Source organism: Cytobacillus sp. C11.1, from assembly GCF_058145115.1.
This window is the reverse complement of the sequence record NZ_CM176935.1, coordinates 1,399,965-1,420,219: the sequence shown is the minus strand read 5'-3', so window position 1 is coordinate 1,420,219 and position 20,255 is coordinate 1,399,965. Positions and strand designations below refer to the sequence as shown.

Sequence of the window (20,255 nt, the reverse complement as noted above, 5' to 3'; positions counted from 1 at the left end):
CAGGCCCACACAACTAATTGTTTTACTTTATAAAATGGAGGAATAGGATATGAAGAAGAAAATACGATACACAATGGATGAACTGATCAAACGAAATAAAGAAGAACTGCTGAAGGACAAAATACAGCTGGAGAAAATTGAACGAAAGCTTGATGAGAAATATATGAAGGTGAAGCCAATGTAGTTTACAGCTAATAGATTGGGGAAATATGAAACTTTCTCATCCTATTCACGTAACTATACCTAATAAAATCAGGCGAACAATCGCCGACACCAAAAGAGGAGAGATCTTGATTGATTTTGCGAAAATATATGTCAATGCTGGGAATCGGTTCTGCAAAAATTGACCTGCAGCTGCCAAAGCATATATACACTCCAGGCGAAAATGTGAACGGCACCTTCCTAATCGAAGGCGGCACCATCGACCAGCAGATTAAACGGATTGAATGCGACCTGGTCATGACCACACTAACTGATGAGCAGGAAGAAGTAATCGACTCAGCGACAATCCTGACATCTCAAACGATTGAGTCGGAAGAAACCAATCGGATGGAATTTAACTTTCAATTACCTGAAGATATTCCTGCTTCCACACCGGAGCGCACGTTTCAATTCAAAACGAGACTGATCTTTAACGAAGGCGTCAAAAGCGCGGACCTGGATAAAATAACGATTACCTATTAAACAAACCTAAGGAGGAAGAACTGCGGTGTAAATAATCCCCTCTATCATAGAAAAAATAACACACAGAGGAGATTCGTACCCCTTTGAAAACAGCGGCTTTGCAAAAGTGGCTTATTATACTAACCTTTTGAAGCATACTTGAAACCAGTTATCTATCGGCTGTCACACTTGAAGTGAAAAATCCGCCCAGAATCCAAATGGCGGCCATGGCAGCCCCCTTCCAGCGAATGAACTAGAAAAAGGTGAAAGCGATGAAGTTTATAAAACGCATCAAATTTGTATTTAAGTTTTGGAAGTTCCTGCCCTTCCTGAGAGACTACTTTCTCTCAAGAGAAGTATCGGCCGGCAAAAAACTGTTTCCGATTGCAGCTGGATTGCTGTATATCTTCCTGCCGCTGGATTTCGTGCCCGACTTCCTATCCATTTTTGGCTTTACGGATGATATTGTCGTGACATCGTTCGTCCTCCAGCAGATGGTGAAGATGGCCCCGGAGGAATTGAAAGAGAAATACAAGGTTCTAGAAGATTGATAAAAGCCCTGCCGGATGCCGGCAGGGCTTAGTTTTTGTATTATTGGGCTTCAATCAAGCCATAACGGCCGTCTTTACGCTTGTACACCACGTTTGTTAAGTTAGACTCTGCATTCGTGAACACGTAGAAGCTGTGGCCCAGCATGTTCATTTGCAGGATCGCCTCTTCGCTGTCCATTGGCTTCAAATCGAAGCTCTTTTGACGGACAACTTCTAGATCCTGATCATCTTCTTCCACTTCAGGCACTTCTGTTTCATCCGCCAATGCTGCAAACACAGCTGTCATATTGCCTTTTTCGCGGAACTTGCGGTTTACTTTCGTTTTGTGCTTGCGGATCTGGCGCTCTAATTTATCAGTAATCAAGTCTATTGCTGCATACATATCCTCATGATCTTCCTCTGCACGAAGAACCAGGTTCGGCATCGGAATCGTTACTTCCACTTTAGAACGGTTATTATTGTACGTTTTCAAGTTTACATGTACATTTGCATCAGGAGTTTCAGTAAAATACTTTTCTAACTTAGCAATTTTCTTCTCTACGTACTCTCTAATTGCTGGAGTTACCTCAATGTTTTCACCACGAATGTTGTAATTCATAAGTGAACTCCTCCTTTTCATTATACAATAGCGGCTATTTTCCAGAACGCCAGCTGTAAAATCAACAGCTAAAAAAATGGGCTTCTGAAAAAGAATGCCTAGTCTTAAAAGTATATTAAGACTATGTATTTATATTTCTATTTTACCCTTAAAAACTCCTGCCGAAACAGTGAAAAATGTGCAAAAGTTGTGGCGGATTGGTGACGAGAGTGTGACTAAATTATAGGGGGAAAATAAAAACCGCTTCGTCGGGAAGCGGTCAGGATTGGATATAGGGATGAAGCTCTTGCTGGATGGATTGATGCCAATGAGCAAAAGCTGGATAAAGCTTTTGTGAGATGATTTCCTGCCTTACTGGAAGGTCTTCAAAGCATTGCAAAAGAAGCTCAGCCTGATCGGCCACAGTGCTGATATCTTTTAACGCATTCTGCATTGAATGGCCGTTATGAAAAAGCTGGCTGAGCTGCTCATTAGATGCTGCTATCTGCGGCAATGCATGAAAAACATCAGCAAGGAGACGGTCTCCTTCTGTTTTGCTCAAATCGCTATAGCTTTTGACAATATAATCAAACGCCTCATCAATCGTATATAAAAGGTCGCTGTATCCTTTCAAAAAAACGTACTGCTCTTCTGTCAAAGTTAACAAATGGGTCACCTATTTTCTTTTATCATAAAACATGCCGTCCGTCGCCATGGATTGATAAGGGTTTATATATTTATTGGATGATTCCTTTTTAACGCTTAAGTCTTTGATGTCTTTTTGGATGAAAAGCTTTTCCCGCTGCATCAGTTGGGTTGCCTTTTCGTTGAGCTTGATTAGCTGAGCTCCAATTTCCTTTTCGGCCTCCGAATACGGAGAAGACATGCCTGCCATTGCCTCCTGGCGCTTCTCAAGGAGCACATCTACCTCACTTATTTTTTCATCCCGGTCTATTACTGTATTTTCTAAAGTGGCGATCAGCTCTAGTGTTGTTTCATAAAAGCTTTGTACCGAACTCACTAGACTGTGCCGCCTTGTGAGAATTGCTTTTGGCGGTTAACCTGGATAACTTCCTTCCAAGTATCACGGAATTCAGTTACCAGGCCTTCTACCTCATCAAGAATCGCAGCATCATTTTTAATATTAGCTTCTATTAATCTCCGGTTCATATAGTCATAGAGGGACATCATATTCCGCGAAACGTCTAAATCCATATTAAGCGTCACCATCAGCTCCTGGATGATATTCTGCGCTTTTTGGATATTGATATTTTTCGTTTCGATATTCTGATCTGCCATGGCCTTTTTAGCCTGATGAATAAACTTCAGGCAGCCGTTATATAGCATAAGTGTCAGCTCGCCTGGTGAAGCTGTATTCACTGAGTTCTGCTGATAGGATTGGTATGGATTGCTTACTGCCATTTAAAACACTCCTTTTTATTACATGCCGCCGCTGAATTGGTTCATGAGGAACATGGATTGCTCGTTAGAACGCTGGATCGCTTTTTCCATGGCGGTGAATTGGCGCCAGTAGCGGTCTTCTACTTTAAGAAGGCGATCTTCAAACCTGGTGATTTGACTATCAAGGTTGTTCAATAGCCTGCCGAGGGAAAAAGTATTATTTACACTAGATGCTTTCCCTGCTTTTTTCTCAATATCGGCCATTGTTGTTTTAATTGAGTCACGCAATCTTCGTGCTAACCCTTTTTCTTCGGTTGTATTGCCTTCCTTTTGAAATAGTTCATATACACCATTAGGATTTTCTGATATAGCTTGCTTTAATTTATCAGGATCAATAATTAACTTGCCGCCTTCAAGATAATTACTGGAGGTTTTGATGCCTATTTGTGCAAGCTGTGATATTCCCTGCAGTCCGCTAACTGGTGCATATAAATCCATTCTCATTTTATTTAGGCTGCCCGATAGGATTGAGTCTCCCCGTAATGTGCCGCTTTTTGCTCTTTCTTCCCAAAGTTCGATTTCTTCCTCTTCCATTGTTTCCCGCTGTTCCTTCGTTAGCGGCTGATAGTCACGATATCTTTTTTCATCCAGTTCACCTTTGATCTTGCCGATTACTTCATTGTATTTATCCACAAACTTAACAATAGTTTCCACAACGGCATCCACATCTGGTGAGGATGAAAAAGTAACTGGCGTTGTTGTTTCATTTTTCAATGTAAATTCAACGCCATTTATTTGGAAATTATTAGACGGACGGGTTGTCGCTAACCCGTTATATATAAATTCAGCATTCGTTCCGTGTGTTCCAGCCAGATTGTCAGCCGCAACTCGATTATTAGAAGCCAGCTTTAGATGTGTGCTCAAAAAATCTCCCGTTAAGATGATTTCTGATTCATTTAAAGCAGTATTCGGATCATCAATACCCCCTGTGTTTTTTGCAGTCAGTGAAATCTTCTTTGTTGTTGTATCAAAGAAGGCTGTGACACCTGAGTTTTTATTGATTTTTTCAATAATACTGTTGATTGTTTCTTGGGCTGGATCAAACTCCAGGGTATAACCCTTAGTGTCCATGGCACCATCTTTATTAATAGCTTGGATCTTAATAGTCTGTGTTCCCGATATCCCTTGCTCGCTAAGCTTTTTGGAGGGGTCTAGGGTAATCTCTACCCCGCTGAACATAGTAGCTGAAGTAGCCAGTTTATCTACCTTAAGCGATCCATTAAATTCTGTAGTTGAATTAATGTTTCTAATTGAGACTGCACTGGGATCAGATATATTAATAGTCTTTTTTATATAGGAGCCCTGTTTTCCAATACCGTCAAAAATTAAGTTATCAAGTTCAAAGAGCATTTTATTCATGTCTCGGTAATCGTCCCGCTGCCACTCCATGTATTGTTTCTTCTGACTGAGTTTATCAAGCGGAATTCGCTCAGCTGTCATTAACTCTTTGACCATTTGGTCTATATCCATTCCGCTGGCAAGTCCACCAATGCGCATAATGGGTCACTGCCTTTCCTAAACTATATTTTTTTATCTACTACCAAACCTACAAACTCTGTCATAGCAGCATATAAATCCAGAAGCTTCTTAGAAGGAATCTCCTTCACCACTTCCTGTGTTGTATTATCAATAACGGTTACATAATATTCGTTTAATTTATCATGAAGCACGAACTTTAGAGATGTATAAGAAGCTGTAAGTATTCATTGGGATGATACTTTTTCAAGCATGGTTAATCCCCCTAAATAAACATCTAATTGTTAACACTCTTTATATCGGAATTATTATGGAAATTTTAAGAGAAGTTAGAAACTTAGTTTAGTAGGATTTGAAGGAGGATAGCCAATAATATCTTTAACTTTTTTTCCTTATTTAAAAAAGGGACTCTGGTTTCCCAAAGCCCCTAAAATAATTAACGTAATAACTGAAGAACACCCTGCGGCTGCTGATTTGCTTGTGCTAACATAGCTTGAGCAGCTTGAGAAAGGATAGAGTTCTTAGTTTGGTTCATCATTTCTTTCGCCATCGTGCGAACATTTGCTTTCACAAATGACAAGACTATATCTTCACCCTCTAGCAAGTAGGGGTCGGGCACTTCGGATTCACAATGCTGATGACCATTGTTTCACCTATGGATTTCATCATCATAGCTTTCGCCTTAGATGGTTTATCCTAGTCGTTGAACCTTCTCCACTCTTTCGAGACAGGAGCTTGGCTGCTGATTGCCCAATCTTCTCTTTTATCACACCTTCACGCATGTCGTTTCCAACTACGTTGTGGTAAGAAAAGCTCTAAGGGGTTTCCAGCAATTCACCCGATAATAATCTCTAGCCGTTACCAGCTAGGACGACTGTGCTTGTCACTGCTTATGCAGCTAAAGCATAATCAACGTCACGGATACGAGATTCTGCAGCAGTTAGGTTTTCAGAGGAAGTACCTAAGTTGTTGATTGTGTGTTCTAGACGGTTTTGGTATGCACCAAGTTTAGAACGTTCGGCTGATACTGATTCAATAGCTGTGTTAATTGCTGTAATAGCTGTATCTGCAGCTGATTGAGATGAAATATCAATACCTCCAGCTACTTTAGCATCATCAGTTTTTGCACCCGCAGCAAAAGTAGCTTTAGACGAAGCTTCTAAAGCAACATCAATTGTTGCTGAAAGATTTTCATCAAATGCACCATCGGTAGTTAATTTAAATCCTGCAAAGTCCCCTGTACCAGAAATAGTTGTTTCATTACCAGCAAGTCCAGTAATTACTGAGTTAACATTATTTCCATCAGATAATGTAACAGTAAAAGTTTCACCAATATTTATAGTACCCGCAGTAGTTGTACTTACCGTACCGCCTGTGTTAAATGATAGAGTTGAATAAACACCTGTACCAGAAACAGAAGATGCATCTGCTGCTACTCCAGATACGGTCACTGAAGTTGATCCATCATTGAAAGTGACAGCATAGTCTGCATCATCCCCTGTATCAGTTGATCCATTTGATAAACCAAATGCAGTATCTATATCTGTTGTAGTAGTCCCAGATATTGCAACTGAAACATTTGAAGTACCGCCTGTAGTTCCTGATGCCAATACAATTTTACCTGCATCGCCACCAGTTCCCTCTGTTGCAACATCGCTTCCTACAGCAGAGTTAATTGCCCCAATTAGATCAGTAATAGTCTTTCCTGCTCCAGTTGCCCCTTGCAGATCAGCTTGGTCGAGCTCATAATTAGTGCCATCAACAGTAATAGTTAACTTTGCATCAGCAGATATTCCAGCTAAGCTAGTTGTTGCAGCGGTGGTTCCACCTGTAATGGAAGCTGAGTTTGCAGCATTATCAACAGCCACACTAATATCAATACTTGCTCCATCTACAACCGAACCACCAGATGTTGCAGTAACACCTGTAATACCCGTCGCTCCTGTTGCTACTGAACCACCAAAAACATTTTGAGCTGAAACTGTAACGGCATTGCCATCTGTAACAGCTGCAGCTGAACCTGTAATTGATATATCAGTTACATCAGTAGCACCATTTTGGACAGTTCCTTCTATCTTATCTCTAGTAACTCCTAAAGATTTAGCATCCATCGCTTTAATAGTAAGCTCTAAGTTTTGCCCGTTGTTTGCACCAATATGAAATGTTGCAGCTTTTACGTTATTATCATCCACAGCTCCATTTAATAGAGACTTTGTGTTGAATTCTGTGTTATTAGCAATGCGAGTAATTTCTTCAGCTAATTGGTCTACTTCTTTTTGAAGTTCTCCACGGTCAGCATCAGTATTGGTATCATTTGAAGATTGTACTGCTAATTCACGCATACGTTGTAGGATAGAATGTGTCTCATTTAGTGCACCTTCAGCTGTTTGGATGAAAGATATTCCATCTTGTGCATTTTTAGATGCCATATCTAATCCACGGATTTGCCCACGCATTTTTTCAGAAATTGCTAGACCAGCAGCGTCATCCCCAGCCTTATTAATACGTAAACCTGAAGATAATTTCTCCATTGATTTAGATTGCGCACCAGCAGCATTATTCAACTGACGATAAGTATTAAGCGCCGCAATATTATGATTAATTCTCATTGTTTGTTTCCTCCTTGAGCTTAGTGTCCCACGTCCATGTGGTTTGTTTTACTGAACCAGCAGAAAAGTCGGCCGCCTTTTTGCTGTCCAGCTTCACATTGGTTATATCGACCAATTTACCCAGTTTTTAATAGAATTAAAATATTTTTATCTCTTTTTAAAAAAGTTACTTAAACTGTCTATTGCATTTGCTTCCGTTTGTGTCGCACTGCTGTTTTCCTGCTGGATGGATAGGTAGATTTCTTTTCTATGTATGTCGATATTTTTAGGTGCGGTGATACCAAGTTTTATTTGGTCTCCTTCGATGGAGAGGACGGAGACTTCAATGTCATTCCCGATCATGATAGATTCTTTTAGTTTCCTTGTAAGTACAAGCATTATTTCTCCCCCTGTTCTTGAGGAGTTGGGATTTTATGCTTTGTTTGGTAGGCTAGGTTATTGAGTATGACTTGCTTTCCCAATTTTTTTGTTTGGTTGATGATTAACGGCGCCTGCAGGTTGGCCGTTGTTTCCTGAAATGGCTCTCTTACTGTTAAGATTGCAAAGGTAGCGACGTCTTTTTCTGATTTTATCTCTAGTTTTTCGAGGACTTCTTGCGGTAAATCAAATTCATATTGCGGAAAAAGCGCAAAAGGATCGGTAATGATAAAAGCTACCTCTGTCCCCCTAACTGACTGTAGCACATAAAGGTCAGTCCCTTCTAACGGAAGAATGTAGAATTTTTTCTCCTCTAAAAACCCCGGTATCCCTGATGGAAACTTAATAATATCTTCTCTGTTTATCTCTTGCTCACCATGAAACTTCGTATGTATCTTCATTTTTTCACCACTTTGTTAGATTGTTAGATTTATAAAATCAATTCTTAGACCGTTTTTCTCATGTATTTCGGCGCTAACTTTCCCTGGCGTATAGTTATGAATCGGCTTTCTAATTTCAACGTCAATCTTCGGCTTTTGCGGCTGGGCTTCAATGTTCACTTTTGCGGGCTCATATTGGATCTTTACACTATTGTGAGATGGAAGCCAACCGATATTAAACTGTTTAGGCAAACCCTCACTGTTTTCCTTCGCCTGATAAGCAATCGGATTGCCGCCATTTTCAATTTTCATGAGCTCCGTCCCTTGTATCGCTCTTCTTTCAAGCCCTTTCAGCCAGTCCTGATAGCCATTTTGAGCAAATTCCTCAATTCTCCTGCCAATGCTTTTTAAATCTACGTCTTCTCTTGCCTTTGTTTGGTCAATCGTGAGCTTGCCCGGTATGGTTTCAATCTCAAGGATCGCTTTTGGCTGCTGGATGGATTGGACAGCAGGCGGCTGGTGAATTTCCTGTACTGGTTTTTCGATGTTCAGACCCATACGAATAAAATTGGATTGGAGCCGTATTTGCGGCACATTCATCTTTGACACCTCTTTTATGAAGGCTCTATTTCATAAATTGTTGTTTTAGCATATGAAAGCTGCCCGTTGATTTCCGCTTCGGTCACTTGCTTTCCGCGGGGAGGAATGGGAGCCTCCTCGGCTTCGCCTGTGGGGTCTCCCACTTCCCTCTCCTCCCGCAGGACATTGAATAAACTTCCTTGAATAGACACCGCACGAAGGAAATGCGAATGCATTTTCAAGGATCAAGTGCCCTCCGCTACAATCAACTCAGTAGGTTAAACTTAGTTATCAGTAAAAAAGCAACAAACTTTACGAAAACAGCCTTTATGAAAAAAAGCTATCACAGATGGATAGCTTTTCCGTTATTATCTTAAAAAGTCCGTCAAAGTAGGCTGTATAATCTTGGCACCGACACTTAGTGCGGCACGATGGACGCTTTCCTGAGTCGTGAGCTCGATGATCGCTTTTTCCATATCAATGTCTTCATTATCAGAAAGGATTCTAGTCGAGAATACTTCCTGCTGGGAAAGCCGGTCCTCCATTAGGTCGACACGATTTTGCTTGGCACCAATGAGAGCACGCGCTGACAAGAAGTTATCGATATTCTTATCAACGTTTTCAAGCATATCCCCAATAGCCGGATCATTCGTTTCCAGAGCCGTGATTAATTTTTGAATATCCCCCTCAGCAGACAGCATATCCCCAAATAACTCAGATCCCTCTGTATTCACCTGAATTTTTATTCCCGAGAATACTTCAAGCTCTATACTTCCACTTGCATATGTACCAGTCTCGGAAGGTCTTACATTAGTCTGGTTTCCATTAAAAATATACTTCCCGCCAACCTGAGTATCACCAATGTTTTGCAAATGCTCTTTCAGCTGCTTAACCTCTTCAGCAATGGCCTTTCGCTGATCCCCTTCAAGCGTACCGTTGCTGGCCTGAACGGTCAGCTCACGAATCCTTTGCAGCGCCAGCACGCCTTTATCCAGAGCATCATCCGTGCTGTCGACCCAGTTCCTCACTTCCCCGATGTTGCGGGTATATTGCTGAATTCGATTCAAGTCCGTACGATAGTTCATGCCCATCATCGCTGCAACCGGATCATCGGATGGCTTTGTAAATTTCTTTTGTGTGGAAATCTGGTCCTGCAGCTTGTCCAGCCGGTTGTAGCTGTTGCTGAGGTTTCGCAGCATGTTATTGGATAGCATTGATTGCGTTACGCGCATATTATTTCACCGCCTATCTGCCTACAACGCCCATGCCGTTGATGATTTTGTCGAGCATTTCGTCGACTACTGTGATATTGCGGGCCGAAGCATTGTAGGCATGTTGGAATTTAATCATATTGGTCATTTCTTCATCTAATGAAACCGCGCTGACGGATTGCCTGTTCTGCTCAACCGAGTCTGCGAGAATCGAAGAGTTTTTCAAATCCTTTTTGGCGCTTTGGGAATCTACGCCCATCCGGCCTATGATTCCTGAATAATAGGAATCAAGGCTGCCGCTTAATTGGGCCTTTTCATCTGAAGAGAGAGATGTATATTCACTAAAACTCTTCTTTCGCAGATCCGCCAATTCCTGTGCATTTGCGTTATCTCCTGAAGCGCCGCTTGCTTTGCCTGCAGCGATTTTAGTCGAGTCATCCAATATCGCCTGATTAACCTTAATGGATTGAGCCGCATTTCCAGACGCGAATTGGAAAAAGTCCAATCCCGATGGCTCACTTGCTCCAAGTGCGAATCCATTTTTATGAATCTCATTAAACTCCCTGGCAAATGCCTCAGCCATTTTATTCAGCTTGTCCAGCATTTCAGGATAGATTCCCTTCGAGCCGCCTTCAGCCTCGTATCCAAAGCTTTTTATTAAACCGGCCAGTCCTCCTGAGAGATTGCTAAAATCAGAGATTTCATTCTCTCCAATTTTCAATCCCGATACCAATCCGCTGTCAGGGTTCTTTTCTAGTCCCACTTTGCTAGTGCCCACGATACCTGACTCCTTGGTAACAGATACCAGGCTTATAGGGGGATCGAACGACTTCCCATCCTGCTGCACGATTTCAATATTATATAATCCATCTGCAATCTTCTTGGCGTTGCCATAATTATCAGGGATCACTTTGGACACCTTTACATTCACCAGACTTGAAAGACTATCAACAAGCATATCGCGTTCATCATACAAGTCGTTCGGAAGATAGCCATGCGGCTCTACCGCAGCAATCTGTTTGTTAAGATGATCAATTTGCGCCACAATCGCATTTATTTCTTCTACTTTCACTTCAGCCTGGCTGCCGATATCATCCTGCACTCTTGTTAACGAGTTATAGTAATAATTAAGCGTGTCGGCGACCATCTGGCCGGATGCAGCGACAACATCACGGGCACCCGTGTTTTCAGTGTGGCTGGATAGATCCTGAAGCGCGTTCCAAAATTTCTCGAGCGTGCTATGCAGTCCGCTTTCGGAAGGTTCATTCATAATCTCTTCCATCTTGGTAAGGGACTCGCTCATGGCACCGTAATAGCCCATTTTGGTATTCTCTGTTCTGAATTGAACATCCAGGAAGGATTCCCTTATGCGCTGGACACTCCCAGCTTCAACACCAGTTCCCATTTGGCCTGGCAGCTGCGGGCGGTTCATGCCGACAGATGGGTAGGGAGTGGTCTGTGTAAAATTAATCCGCTGCCGGGAATAGCCGGGCGTGTTTGCGTTTGAAATGTTATGGCCTGTTGTATATAGAGCGCTTTGCTGGGTAAACATGCCGCGGCGGGCAGTTTCAAGTCCCATAAAGGTTGAACGCATGTTTGTTCCTCCGTTCTGCTACACTTTCGAGTTAAAGATGCCTGGGGCGTTCTTTTCGGATGGTTTCTTTTTTGCCGGCGGGCCGTAGTTCATGTTTTCCGGCTGCGGCCTTAATAGATTCATAGAGACATTGACAAACTGCAGGGAATGATGGACGAGCTGCTGGTTCAGATAATTCTGTTCCTTTAGTTCGTATACCAGCTCAGTCAGCTCTTTTGTTATCGTCTCCAGCTTGATCTGTTCATCCTGTGAAAGGAAAGCCATACAATCTGAAACTGTTGGGCTCTCCGTCCCGGCAGTTATCATCTTTGCCGCTTTTTGCCGCTCCTTTTCCATCCGGTCAATCGCAGCTATATGGGTCTGCTCATCCTTCAGCATCTGGTTCAGGGCGTCCATGTCGCCGTTCTTGATGATGTCTGTCTTTTGAACTGCAAGCTTATAAAGGCTTTTATGAAGCTTTAGCAGTTTTTCCATGGATGTGATTAGCGCTTCGGCGGACATGCTTCTTCCTCCCCTTTATTTTTTCGAATAGAAGTTGGCTATGCTTTTTGCAACTTCCTTTGGATTCATTTTATATGTGCCGTTCTCTACCTGGATTTTAAGCTCTTCTACCTTTGCTTTGCGGTTTTCACTTAGCTGTGATACCTGCTGCATTTCCTTGGCAGTGGAGCTGATTTCGATTTTATCTGAAGCAGTCTTCGCTGGTTTACTCGTGCTTTCAAGCTTGTTCATTTGGCGTTTGTACGGATTCACACCTGAAGGTCCAAAGTTATTGATTTTCATAGGTATCCCTCACTTTCATTCCGGTCGATTTCAATCTAATTCTATTATCGGCTATAGATGCAGTTTCTTTAAATATTAATTTATGTTTGGTAAAAAATACATCTAAAAGCCTATAGAAAAGACTATGTGCACCTGACACATAGCCTAATACCGCCTCTTTAGTTTTTCATCTACCACAAAATAAGTCGCGTTTTTCTCTTTCTTTAACAATTCATTTCTCCGCTCTTCCTCAGCTGTATACTGCTGAAGGTCTTTCCTCAGTTCCTCAGCACAGCTCCCGCAAATCTTTCCTTCCCGAATGCTCGCCCCGCATTTTTCGCACGGATAGCCGAGGTTTGGAAAGTGAGCAAGCTTCAGGCGTCCGCTTTTAATAAATTTCAAAATAAGCTCTTCTTCAACCCTGGTCGCTTCCACAACCTCCAGCAGCTTTGCTGTCCGATTCTCCCGCTTGCGGATAAATTGATAAACTGTTTCGTATGCCTTTTCTTCCTCTTTCCAGCAGTCCTGGCAGATTTCGCGGAATTGATTTTTCACAAAAAGGCCGTCGCATTTTGGGCAGTTTGAAAGTTCAGCCACTTCTGCTCCCCCTCTTTCAATTGATTACATATTTAGCCCCTTGCAATAGTAATAGAGCTAACAGACTCAGCGCCTGCTTCCATGAGGAGTTTTGCCGCATGATGAAGCGTTGAGCCGGTAGTATATATATCGTCAATGATGAGGATTTTTTTATGTGTGATTTTATCGGGCGCAGTGATTTGAAAAACCTGCGGAAGGTGTATCCTTTCGGAGCGGGATTTTTTTGATTGTTTTTCCGTGTGGGTTCTGGCGAGGAGTGATTCGGGATTGGCTCCCATGGCAATAATGATTGCCTCCGATTGATTAAATCCCCGTTCATACAGGCGTTCATAACTCAAAGGAATAGAGGTGAGGAGATCATATTGAAGAGTGTTCAGCTTGGCTTTCATCAAACTGGCAAATACATAGGAAAGAATGTAATCGCCTCGAAACTTATAACGTGCAATTGTTTCCTTGCATAAATCTGTGTAGGTGACCAAGGAATGGTTTCGTTCAAGGCAGCCTTCCCATTGAGGATCCGTCTCCCATCGAATGCAGTCAAAACAGAGGTTTTTCTGTTTATACTCGGTGTCTCCAAGAGGGCGGCTGCATTTGCTGCAAGTCTCTCCATCTATTAAAGTGAAGCTGTTTTCACAGAATTCACATAGGTATTGAGGTTCTTGCTTTGAAATTAAGTAGTTCCATCCAATTTGCGGCAGGATTTCTTCATGGCATATTAAACATTTAATAATTAATCAGTCCTTTCTTTCTAGCATCTTCATTCATTTTAAGAATTTGTTTACGAGCTTTGACCATGCTTTCTGTTTTTCCGTAATGAAAAAAGGTTATATCACCAGTGGGAAATTGCGCGCTTCTGCCGACCCTGCCGGCGATCTGGACGAGGGCGCTTTCTGTAAAAATGCGGTCTTCCGCTCCTAGAACGGCTACATCAACATTGGGGAAGGTTACGCCTCTTTCCAGAATGGTTGTGGTTAAAAGCATCGGTACCTCTTTGTCGCGCATGGCTTGGACCTTGCTTTTTCGGTCTGGATCTTCCGCGTGGACCGCTTCAATTTTCGGATGGAGCTTTCTGAGGATAATTAGGACTTTTTCCATCTTATCGATTTTGGGGAGAAAAAGAAGACATTGCTTCTGGCTGTCGAGCCGCTTTTTAATCCATTGGATAACTGGCGGCGGAAGCTTTTCCTTTTTGAGTGCTTTCTCCCAGTTGCCGCACCATTTGAAAGCTGGAACTGGTAAAGGGTGACGGTGATATCTTGCGGGAATGGTGACATAGTCTCTCTTCCCGCTCCGGCATTCGTTTTGCCATTTCTGGTTTGGAGTTGCTGTGAGGCAGATCATCGAGGAGAGGTCTTTGCGGGCTTGGCGGACAGCATATTGAAGGCTTTCGTCTGCAGTGTACGGGAAGGCATCTACTTCATCCACTATGACGGCATCAAAGGCTTTGTAGAAACGGAGAAGCTGGTGAGTGGTGGCGATTGTTAGCGGAGCCTGGAGGTGGCGATCTTCACTGCCACCGTAGAGGACGGCAACTTGTATCCCGGGGAAGACTGCTTTTAGACGGGGACCAAGCTCGAGGACTACATCAGTCCGCGGAGTGGCAATGCAAACTCTTTTTCCAGATGCGAGTGCCGTGCTGATTCCAAAGAAGAGCACCTCTGTTTTCCCTGCTCCGCATACGGCCCATACGAGAAGCTCTTTATTAATTTGGATAGCCTGCTTTACTCGGTCAGAGGCAACCCGCTGTCCATCGGAAAGCTTGCCGTTCCAAACTAAAGGATCCTGAGCTATCACCTCGTCCTGCTTTGTCCCCCGCCAGCTAATCAAAGGCGTGCAAGCACTCACCCTCCCCATCATGATGCACTTCCGGCAATAGGTACAATCCTTCTCACCGCAGCGCGCACAGGGAAAGCTGGCAAAAAGCGAGGGATCCTGATTGCCGCACCTGGCACAGGCAATCTTATTATTCTCTTTACTAATCCCTTTTCGGTATAGAATATAGCCGTTTTCATAGTGTTGCTGGATTTCTTCCAAGGGGAAAGGCAGATCATCAATTAGAAGCTGTTTTCCGTGGAGTAATTGCTGGAGTTCTTTGTTAAAAGGGAAAGTTTGATTAAGCGGCGGCTCTGGAGTGGTCTTAATCGAGGTAATTGGGAGGCTGTCTGGAGGGTGTTCGTTAACATGTGGAGATAACATATTGCTTCTTAAAGTAAATCTCAAAAAATCACCTCATTATTTTTTAGATAGGCTGTTTCGTAAAGTTTGTTGCTTTCGGGTAAGCTAACTTAGTTTCACCTCTGAGTTGATTGTAGCGGAGGGCACTTGATCCTCGAAAATGCATTCGCATTTTCTTACGACGAGGTGTCTATTCAAGGAAGTTTATTCAATGTCCTGCGGGAAGTGAGGGGGTGGGAGCCCCCACAGGCGAAGCCGAGGAGGCTCCCCTTCCTCCTCTCGGAAAGCAAGTGACTGCAGCGGAAATCAACGGGCAGAATTTATAAGTGAAAACAATAATCTTTGAAGAAAGAGACTTTTGATAAAAAGAATAACTATCTTCTACTCTTCAATTTTGCCATTCTACTACCCAGTTGTTCAAGTCCATTCACGTATTTCACAATATAGACAAAAAGAAAGCACCATCCTCTTTAAAAGATGGCGCCTTCTTTTATTTTTTCACCCAGCCAAACCCCATTGCACCTTCACCGAGATGTGTCCCGATAACCGGCCCAAAATAGCTAATCATAAATTCCACATTCGGATACTGGGCCGCAAGCTCAGCTTTCCATTCGCGGGCTTCTTCCTCACGGTTCGCATGGATAATAACCGCTCGATAGGGCTCTCCGCTTTTCACGTCTTCCCAGAACAAATCAACCATGCGCTTCATGGCTTTTTTTCGGGTGCGGATTTTTTCAAAAGGCACGATTTTCTTATCGTCGAAATGAAGCAGCGGCTTCACCTGCAGCAGGCTTCCAATCAATGCCTGTGCACTTGATAGGCGCCCTCCGCGCTGAAGATGAGATAGATCATCGACCATAAAATAGGCGCGGATTGATTTCTTCATTTCTTCAAGACGCTCAACAATCTCCTGAGGGCCTTTCCCGGCTGCAGCCAGTTCAGCAGCTTCTAGAACATAGAAGCCCTGCACCATACAGCTAATCTCAGAATCAAACGGGAACACCTGAATTCCTTCCACCATGCTGCCAGCAGTCACGGCTCCCTGGAAAGTGCCGCTGATGCCGCTCGATAGATGAATTGAAACAACTGCGTCATAGTCCTTCGAAAGCTTCTCAAAAAGCTCGACAAACTGGCCAACAGAAGGCTGCGAAGTCGTCGGCAGCTCCTTATGCTTCACTTCTTCATAAAAATCTGCTGCAGTGATTTCCACTTCTTCCTGATAGGTTTCATTTCCGAAAATCACGCTAAGCGGAATCATATGTATATGTAACTTCTCTCTTAAATCCTTAGGGATGTATGCTGTACTATCTGTTACAACAGCCGTTTTCATAAATAGAGTTACCATCCTTATCTTTTTTCTCTACTGTATGTTCTTGTACCATTTTATATGATAGTGGGGAAAATTGCATTAAGTTTAGTATGCTGCAGCCAACAGCGAGATTTTATGATTAAAAAAGGTAAAATTCCTGTTTTTACAACAAAACTACCATTTTTTCATGTATGATTAAATTAGTAGTTTGCGGAAGATTGCTAATTTTACATAAATTAAATACTTTGAGGAGTGATCTTATGTGGATGTGGATAGCCATAATTGTTTCGGCTTTTGTGTTATTTATGGTCATTGAGGAATTTTCTCATATAACAATGAAGAGGTATTTGAACGGTCCCTTTAAAATCGAAATAAAGTTCAAGAACATAATTAGGAAAATGACTGTTAAATAAAGGGCTGCCTGACACGGCAGCCCTCTTTATTTTACTTTATATACAATTCATAAATGACTTTTGCAGCCTGTGCACGATTTGCATTATGCTTAGGCAAGAACTGGCCGGTTGTTGAGCCGTTCATGATTCCCAATTCAGCAGCTTCATGTACATATTCCGCCAAACGCGGGCTAATCATGCTGGCATCTTTATAGGATGTCTTTTCAGAAGCATCATACTCTTCGCCGGTTTTCACTTCATAAGCACGGACAATCATAGCAGCCATTTGCTCACGAGTAATTAAGCTGTTCGGGCTGAAGGTCGTTTTAGACGTTCCAGAAACGATGCCAGCTTCGTAAGCTGCTGCAATATCAGAAGAAAGACGTCCGGATACATCTTTAAATGGAACCGGATTTTCAGCTGTTAAGCCTAAAGTTCTCACAACCAATGAAGCGAATTGTGCACGCGTTATTTTCCCTTCAGGGTTAAACAGGCCATCGTCTGTGCCTTTTACCACATTGTCTGCAGCTAATTCACTAATATACTTATAGGCCCAATGGTCAGCAGGGACATCTGCAAATTCTGCCCCCTCTTTCTTAGGCAAGGTGGTTGTATATTCAGCAAAGCCGCTGGATAGCTGTTTGGCAAATGTGATATGCGGATTGGCTTCAAGATATTTTTCAGCATTTGGTGAAGACTCAAAAGATACCTTCACATCACCTGGTACCGGAGCAAATGTCCAGTTTCCATCCGCAGAAGGATTGATTGTCTTTGTCTCTTTAATGTAGTCGATAATCGCCTGGCGATTTTCATCCGGTGCAGCAAGAATCGTATTCTTGCCTTCAGGATTTACAATCATATTTGTAGAAGCACGATAGTTGTTTGTCGCTACAACGAATTCCATATCCTCTGTGACAGGCTTGCCTTCATACTTTAAATTCACGATACGGCTTGAATCAGGGTTGATAACTGATTGGTCCTTTGCATACTTAGCTGGTTTTGTTACATCAATTTCATATGTTACTCCATCAATGATGTCAAAGTTATAAGTCGGGAACTCTGTATCAATTAAAGGCTGAACTTCGCTGCTTGCCGGATCAACTTGTTTAAATTGGGCAGCAGACCATTCAAGCCAATTTTTCAATTCAGTTCCATTGATTTTTAATGCATACACAGTATTTGGATACAGATATAGGTCTGCCACGTTCTTAATAGCAATAGTGCCTGCTGGTATATCTGTGTAATATTCTGCTCCATTTCGTCCGCCTGCTTTAAATGGAGCTCCGGCAGAAAGCACTGGAAGACCTTCATGCTGGGTTCCCTTTAACTTATTCTCCACATACCACTTTTGGGCATTTGTCACGATCTGAACGGATGGATCATCCTGCACAAGAGCGAAGTAGCTATTGATTGGGCTAGTCGTTTCTCCAACTGGTGAACGTACATACTCAACCGTTCCTTCATGCTCTCCACTGATAGCATCTTCAATTTCAGCATCACTTGCAACAGAGTCACCGATTGCAGAGCGTAAAGCAGAGCTTGCATCCTTAACGGTCCACTCTTCTCCCACTTTTTCAAGAGTCATGTCAATAACGCCCAAATAGTCGCCCCAGGAGCTAGGCATGGCAACGGGAACACCATTAATGGTTCCTTTTTCATTATCAAATCCTTGCCCGTCCGGGAAATCCGCTTTTGTTTTGTCAACAGCCGGGAATTTCTTATGCTGATGTCCTGTTAATACAGCATCAACTCCCTCTACTTGAGTAAGGTAGTATGATGCATTTTCCATAAATTCCCGATATGCAGGAACATTGCCTTTGCTGTCCAGGTCGGCAATTCCGGAATGGGAAAGTACAACAATAATGTCTGCTCCCTCTTCCTTCATTTTCGGTATATAGCTTTCTGCTTCTTTAATAATATCTTTGGTGATTACTTTTCCTTGAAGGTGCGCACGATCCCAATTCATGATTTGTGGGGCTACGAATCCAAGAACCCCTACCTTGATTGTGTGCTTATCGCCTTCTTGATCTGTAACTTCTCTTTCTAAAATTTCATAGGCATCAAAGTAAGTTTCGTCGTTCGCCGGGTCATCGTCGCCGTCATCTTTATAAATATTTCCTGATAATACTGGATACTCAGCATCATCCATAGCTTCATTCAAGAAATCCAAACCATAGTTAAATTCATGATTTCCTAATGTGGCAGCATCATAGTTTAATAGATTTAAAGCTTTTACCGCCGGGTGGACTTCACCTTCTTGAAGCCTGTCCACTGTTGCGACATAATCACCAAGAGGGCTACCCTGAATAATATCTCCATTATCGAAAAGGAGTGTATTAGCATTTTCTGTTCGAGCTTGTTTGATAAGAGTAGCTGTTTTAGAAAGGCCAAAGCTCTGTGTTGGTGCATCCTTGAAATAATCATAGTTTACAATGTTCGTATGTATATCGGTTGTCTCCAAAATTTGCAGGTTAACTACATCACTATTCATTACTTCCGCATAGGTAATAACAGGAGCTGCCTGCGGAATGATTAATCCAAACGCTAAAGCTGCACCTGTAAGGGCTTTCAAACCTTTTTTATTGGTTTTCTTTTTCAAAGGAACTTCCTCCTAATGAATTAGTAGATTACTTAGTTATTTTATCATAGAAATATTAAAAATTTGTAAAATTATTAATAACATTCCAATTCCCAATATTCCCCTCAAAGAATATAGTTTTCGACAAAATTCGGGTGGTACCTGGTACCCATAAACATAAAAAAACGGAATGGCATTTGCCATTCCGTTTTTTTGCTTATCGTACTTCTACCCAGCCATTTTTGATTGCTACGACTACCGCCTGGGTACGGTCGTTTACGTTCATTTTTTGAAGGATGTTGCTTACGTGGTTTTTAACTGTTTTTTCGCTAATATAAAGCGCTTCGCCGATTCCGCGGTTGCTTTTTCCGTCTGCAAGGAGCTGAAGGACTTCACATTCGCGGCGCGTCAGTAAATGAAGCGGACGTCGGATTTCAGGCTGTGAGTAGCTTGATCCGCCACCGCCTGCACTTACGGTAGCCAAACGGCGGTATTCATTTACAAGGTTATGCGTAACTTTTGGATGTAAATAGGAGCCGCCTTCAGCGACAACCTTGACAGCATCCACCAATGCATCTGCATCCATTTCCTTAAGCAAATAGCCGCTTGCTCCTGTCTTTAGTGCATGGGTAACATAGTTTTCATCATCATGAATGGACAAGATGATAACTTTTGAATCAGGATATTTTTCAACTAATTGGCGTGTAGCTTCCACACCGTTCACATGAGGCATATTAATATCCATGATGATTACATCAGGATTATTTTCTTCAACAAGGGAGATAGCTTCTGTGCCATCATCGCCCTCTGCTACAACTTCGAATGATTTTTCAAAGTCTAAGATGCGTTTTACCCCTTCTCTGAACAATTGATGGTCATCTATTATGACGATCTTAGTAGCCAATTGCTTCGCCTCCCAAAATT

The 20,255-nt window shown here is 42.4% G+C and carries 24 protein-coding genes and 2 pseudogenes; 4 read left to right on the top strand and 22 right to left on the bottom strand.

Features of this window, described 5'->3' with window-relative positions; translation table 11 throughout:
- Positions 1-49: 49 nt before the first annotated feature.
- The 3 genes from AC3ZVC_RS06980 to AC3ZVC_RS06970 all read left to right on the top strand — a co-directional run bounded on the left by AC3ZVC_RS06980 (position 50) and on the right by AC3ZVC_RS06970 (position 1,214).
- Entirely contained in the window at positions 50-184 is a 135-nt protein-coding gene (locus AC3ZVC_RS06980; protein ID WP_490067465.1) for an FbpB family small basic protein, read from the top strand.
- Between the two features lie 110 nt (positions 185-294).
- Entirely contained in the window at positions 295-684 is a 390-nt protein-coding gene (locus AC3ZVC_RS06975) for a sporulation protein (RefSeq protein WP_490067461.1), read from the top strand.
- Positions 685-935: 251 nt separating this feature from the next.
- Positions 936-1,214: a YkvA family protein gene (locus AC3ZVC_RS06970; protein WP_490067459.1), complete on the top strand. Its 279-nt coding sequence runs from the start codon at positions 936-938 to the stop codon at positions 1,212-1,214.
- A 40-nt stretch (positions 1,215-1,254) separates the two neighbouring features.
- Here the strand turns inward: AC3ZVC_RS06970 and hpf are convergent, their stop codons facing one another.
- The 18 genes and pseudogenes from hpf to AC3ZVC_RS06880 all read right to left on the bottom strand — a co-directional run bounded on the left by hpf (position 1,255) and on the right by AC3ZVC_RS06880 (position 13,266).
- Entirely contained in the window at positions 1,255-1,812 is a 558-nt protein-coding gene (hpf, locus tag AC3ZVC_RS06965; RefSeq protein WP_490067458.1) for a ribosome hibernation-promoting factor, HPF/YfiA family, read from the bottom strand.
- A gap of 259 nt (positions 1,813-2,071) precedes the next feature.
- Positions 2,072-2,425, bottom strand: a complete 354-nt coding sequence (locus AC3ZVC_RS06960) for a DUF8042 domain-containing protein (protein WP_490067457.1) — start codon at positions 2,423-2,425, stop codon at positions 2,072-2,074.
- A 42-nt stretch (positions 2,426-2,467) separates the two neighbouring features.
- Positions 2,468-2,812 carry a flagellar protein FliT gene (fliT, locus tag AC3ZVC_RS06955; protein WP_490067454.1) on the bottom strand — a complete coding sequence of 115 codons (345 nt, stop codon included), beginning with the start codon at positions 2,810-2,812 and terminating at the stop codon, positions 2,468-2,470.
- The gene (fliS, locus tag AC3ZVC_RS06950) at positions 2,812-3,213 is read right to left on the bottom strand and encodes a flagellar export chaperone FliS (protein ID WP_490067453.1); all 402 of its coding nucleotides are present in this window, start codon (positions 3,211-3,213) and stop codon (positions 2,812-2,814) included. The genes fliT and fliS overlap by 1 nt, the downstream gene beginning before the upstream one ends.
- A gap of 18 nt (positions 3,214-3,231) precedes the next feature.
- Positions 3,232-4,749, bottom strand: a complete 1,518-nt coding sequence (locus AC3ZVC_RS06945) for a flagellar hook-associated protein 2 (RefSeq protein WP_490067449.1) — start codon at positions 4,747-4,749, stop codon at positions 3,232-3,234.
- Positions 4,750-4,772: 23 nt separating this feature from the next.
- A pseudogene (locus tag AC3ZVC_RS06940) lies at positions 4,773-4,952 on the bottom strand (flagellar protein FlaG); the annotation flags it as partial.
- A 212-nt stretch (positions 4,953-5,164) separates the two neighbouring features.
- Positions 5,165-5,278: pseudogene (locus tag AC3ZVC_RS06935) on the bottom strand (flagellin); the annotation flags it as partial.
- A 340-nt stretch (positions 5,279-5,618) separates the two neighbouring features.
- Positions 5,619-7,337, bottom strand: coding sequence for a flagellin N-terminal helical domain-containing protein (locus AC3ZVC_RS06930; protein WP_490067447.1), 1,719 nt, complete (start codon positions 7,335-7,337; stop codon positions 5,619-5,621).
- Between the two features lie 147 nt (positions 7,338-7,484).
- Positions 7,485-7,715, bottom strand: a complete 231-nt coding sequence (gene csrA / locus AC3ZVC_RS06925; protein ID WP_490067445.1) for a carbon storage regulator CsrA — start codon at positions 7,713-7,715, stop codon at positions 7,485-7,487.
- Positions 7,715-8,155 (bottom strand): flagellar assembly protein FliW, encoded by a 441-nt coding sequence (fliW, locus tag AC3ZVC_RS06920; RefSeq protein ID WP_490067442.1) that lies wholly within the window; start codon positions 8,153-8,155, stop codon positions 7,715-7,717. Before fliW ends, csrA begins: the two co-directional genes overlap by 1 nt.
- Positions 8,156-8,170: 15 nt before the next feature.
- A complete protein-coding gene (locus AC3ZVC_RS06915; protein WP_490067440.1) occupies positions 8,171-8,734 on the bottom strand; it encodes a DUF6470 family protein in 564 nt (187 codons plus the stop codon).
- A gap of 14 nt (positions 8,735-8,748) precedes the next feature.
- A complete protein-coding gene (locus AC3ZVC_RS06910; RefSeq protein WP_490067438.1) occupies positions 8,749-8,877 on the bottom strand; it encodes a hypothetical protein in 129 nt (42 codons plus the stop codon).
- Between the two features lie 204 nt (positions 8,878-9,081).
- On the bottom strand, positions 9,082-9,945 hold the full coding sequence (gene flgL, locus AC3ZVC_RS06905) for a flagellar hook-associated protein FlgL (protein WP_490067437.1): 864 nt from the start codon (positions 9,943-9,945) through the stop codon (positions 9,082-9,084).
- A 13-nt stretch (positions 9,946-9,958) separates the two neighbouring features.
- Complete coding sequence (gene flgK, locus AC3ZVC_RS06900) at positions 9,959-11,518, bottom strand: flagellar hook-associated protein FlgK (RefSeq protein ID WP_490067436.1); 1,560 nt, start codon at positions 11,516-11,518, stop codon at positions 9,959-9,961.
- 18 nt (positions 11,519-11,536) lie between these two features.
- On the bottom strand, positions 11,537-12,019 hold the full coding sequence (locus tag AC3ZVC_RS06895; RefSeq protein ID WP_490067434.1) for a flagellar protein FlgN: 483 nt from the start codon (positions 12,017-12,019) through the stop codon (positions 11,537-11,539).
- A gap of 15 nt (positions 12,020-12,034) precedes the next feature.
- Positions 12,035-12,301, bottom strand: a complete 267-nt coding sequence (flgM, locus tag AC3ZVC_RS06890) for a flagellar biosynthesis anti-sigma factor FlgM (protein WP_490067431.1) — start codon at positions 12,299-12,301, stop codon at positions 12,035-12,037.
- A 144-nt stretch (positions 12,302-12,445) separates the two neighbouring features.
- Entirely contained in the window at positions 12,446-12,877 is a 432-nt protein-coding gene (locus AC3ZVC_RS06885) for a TIGR03826 family flagellar region protein (protein WP_490067428.1), read from the bottom strand.
- Positions 12,878-12,909: 32 nt separating this feature from the next.
- Positions 12,910-13,266: a ComF family protein gene (locus AC3ZVC_RS06880; protein WP_490068853.1), complete on the bottom strand. Its 357-nt coding sequence runs from the start codon at positions 13,264-13,266 to the stop codon at positions 12,910-12,912.
- A 93-nt stretch (positions 13,267-13,359) separates the two neighbouring features.
- Between AC3ZVC_RS06880 and AC3ZVC_RS06875 the strand changes: the two genes are divergently transcribed.
- Entirely contained in the window at positions 13,360-13,494 is a 135-nt protein-coding gene (locus tag AC3ZVC_RS06875) for a hypothetical protein (protein WP_490067425.1), read from the top strand.
- 106 nt (positions 13,495-13,600) lie between these two features.
- On the opposite strand, the gene AC3ZVC_RS06870 is transcribed toward AC3ZVC_RS06875, so the two are convergent.
- The 4 genes from AC3ZVC_RS06870 to AC3ZVC_RS06855 form a co-directional block, all read right to left on the bottom strand.
- Complete coding sequence (locus AC3ZVC_RS06870) at positions 13,601-15,097, bottom strand: ATP-dependent helicase ComFA (protein WP_490067420.1); 1,497 nt, start codon at positions 15,095-15,097, stop codon at positions 13,601-13,603.
- A gap of 445 nt (positions 15,098-15,542) precedes the next feature.
- Entirely contained in the window at positions 15,543-16,382 is an 840-nt protein-coding gene (locus AC3ZVC_RS06865; RefSeq protein WP_490067417.1) for a DegV family protein, read from the bottom strand.
- A gap of 423 nt (positions 16,383-16,805) precedes the next feature.
- Positions 16,806-19,352, bottom strand: coding sequence for a bifunctional 2',3'-cyclic-nucleotide 2'-phosphodiesterase/3'-nucleotidase (locus AC3ZVC_RS06860; protein WP_490067414.1), 2,547 nt, complete (start codon positions 19,350-19,352; stop codon positions 16,806-16,808).
- Between the two features lie 196 nt (positions 19,353-19,548).
- Positions 19,549-20,235: a response regulator gene (locus tag AC3ZVC_RS06855; RefSeq protein ID WP_490067411.1), complete on the bottom strand. Its 687-nt coding sequence runs from the start codon at positions 20,233-20,235 to the stop codon at positions 19,549-19,551.
- Positions 20,236-20,255: the final 20 nt, after the last annotated feature.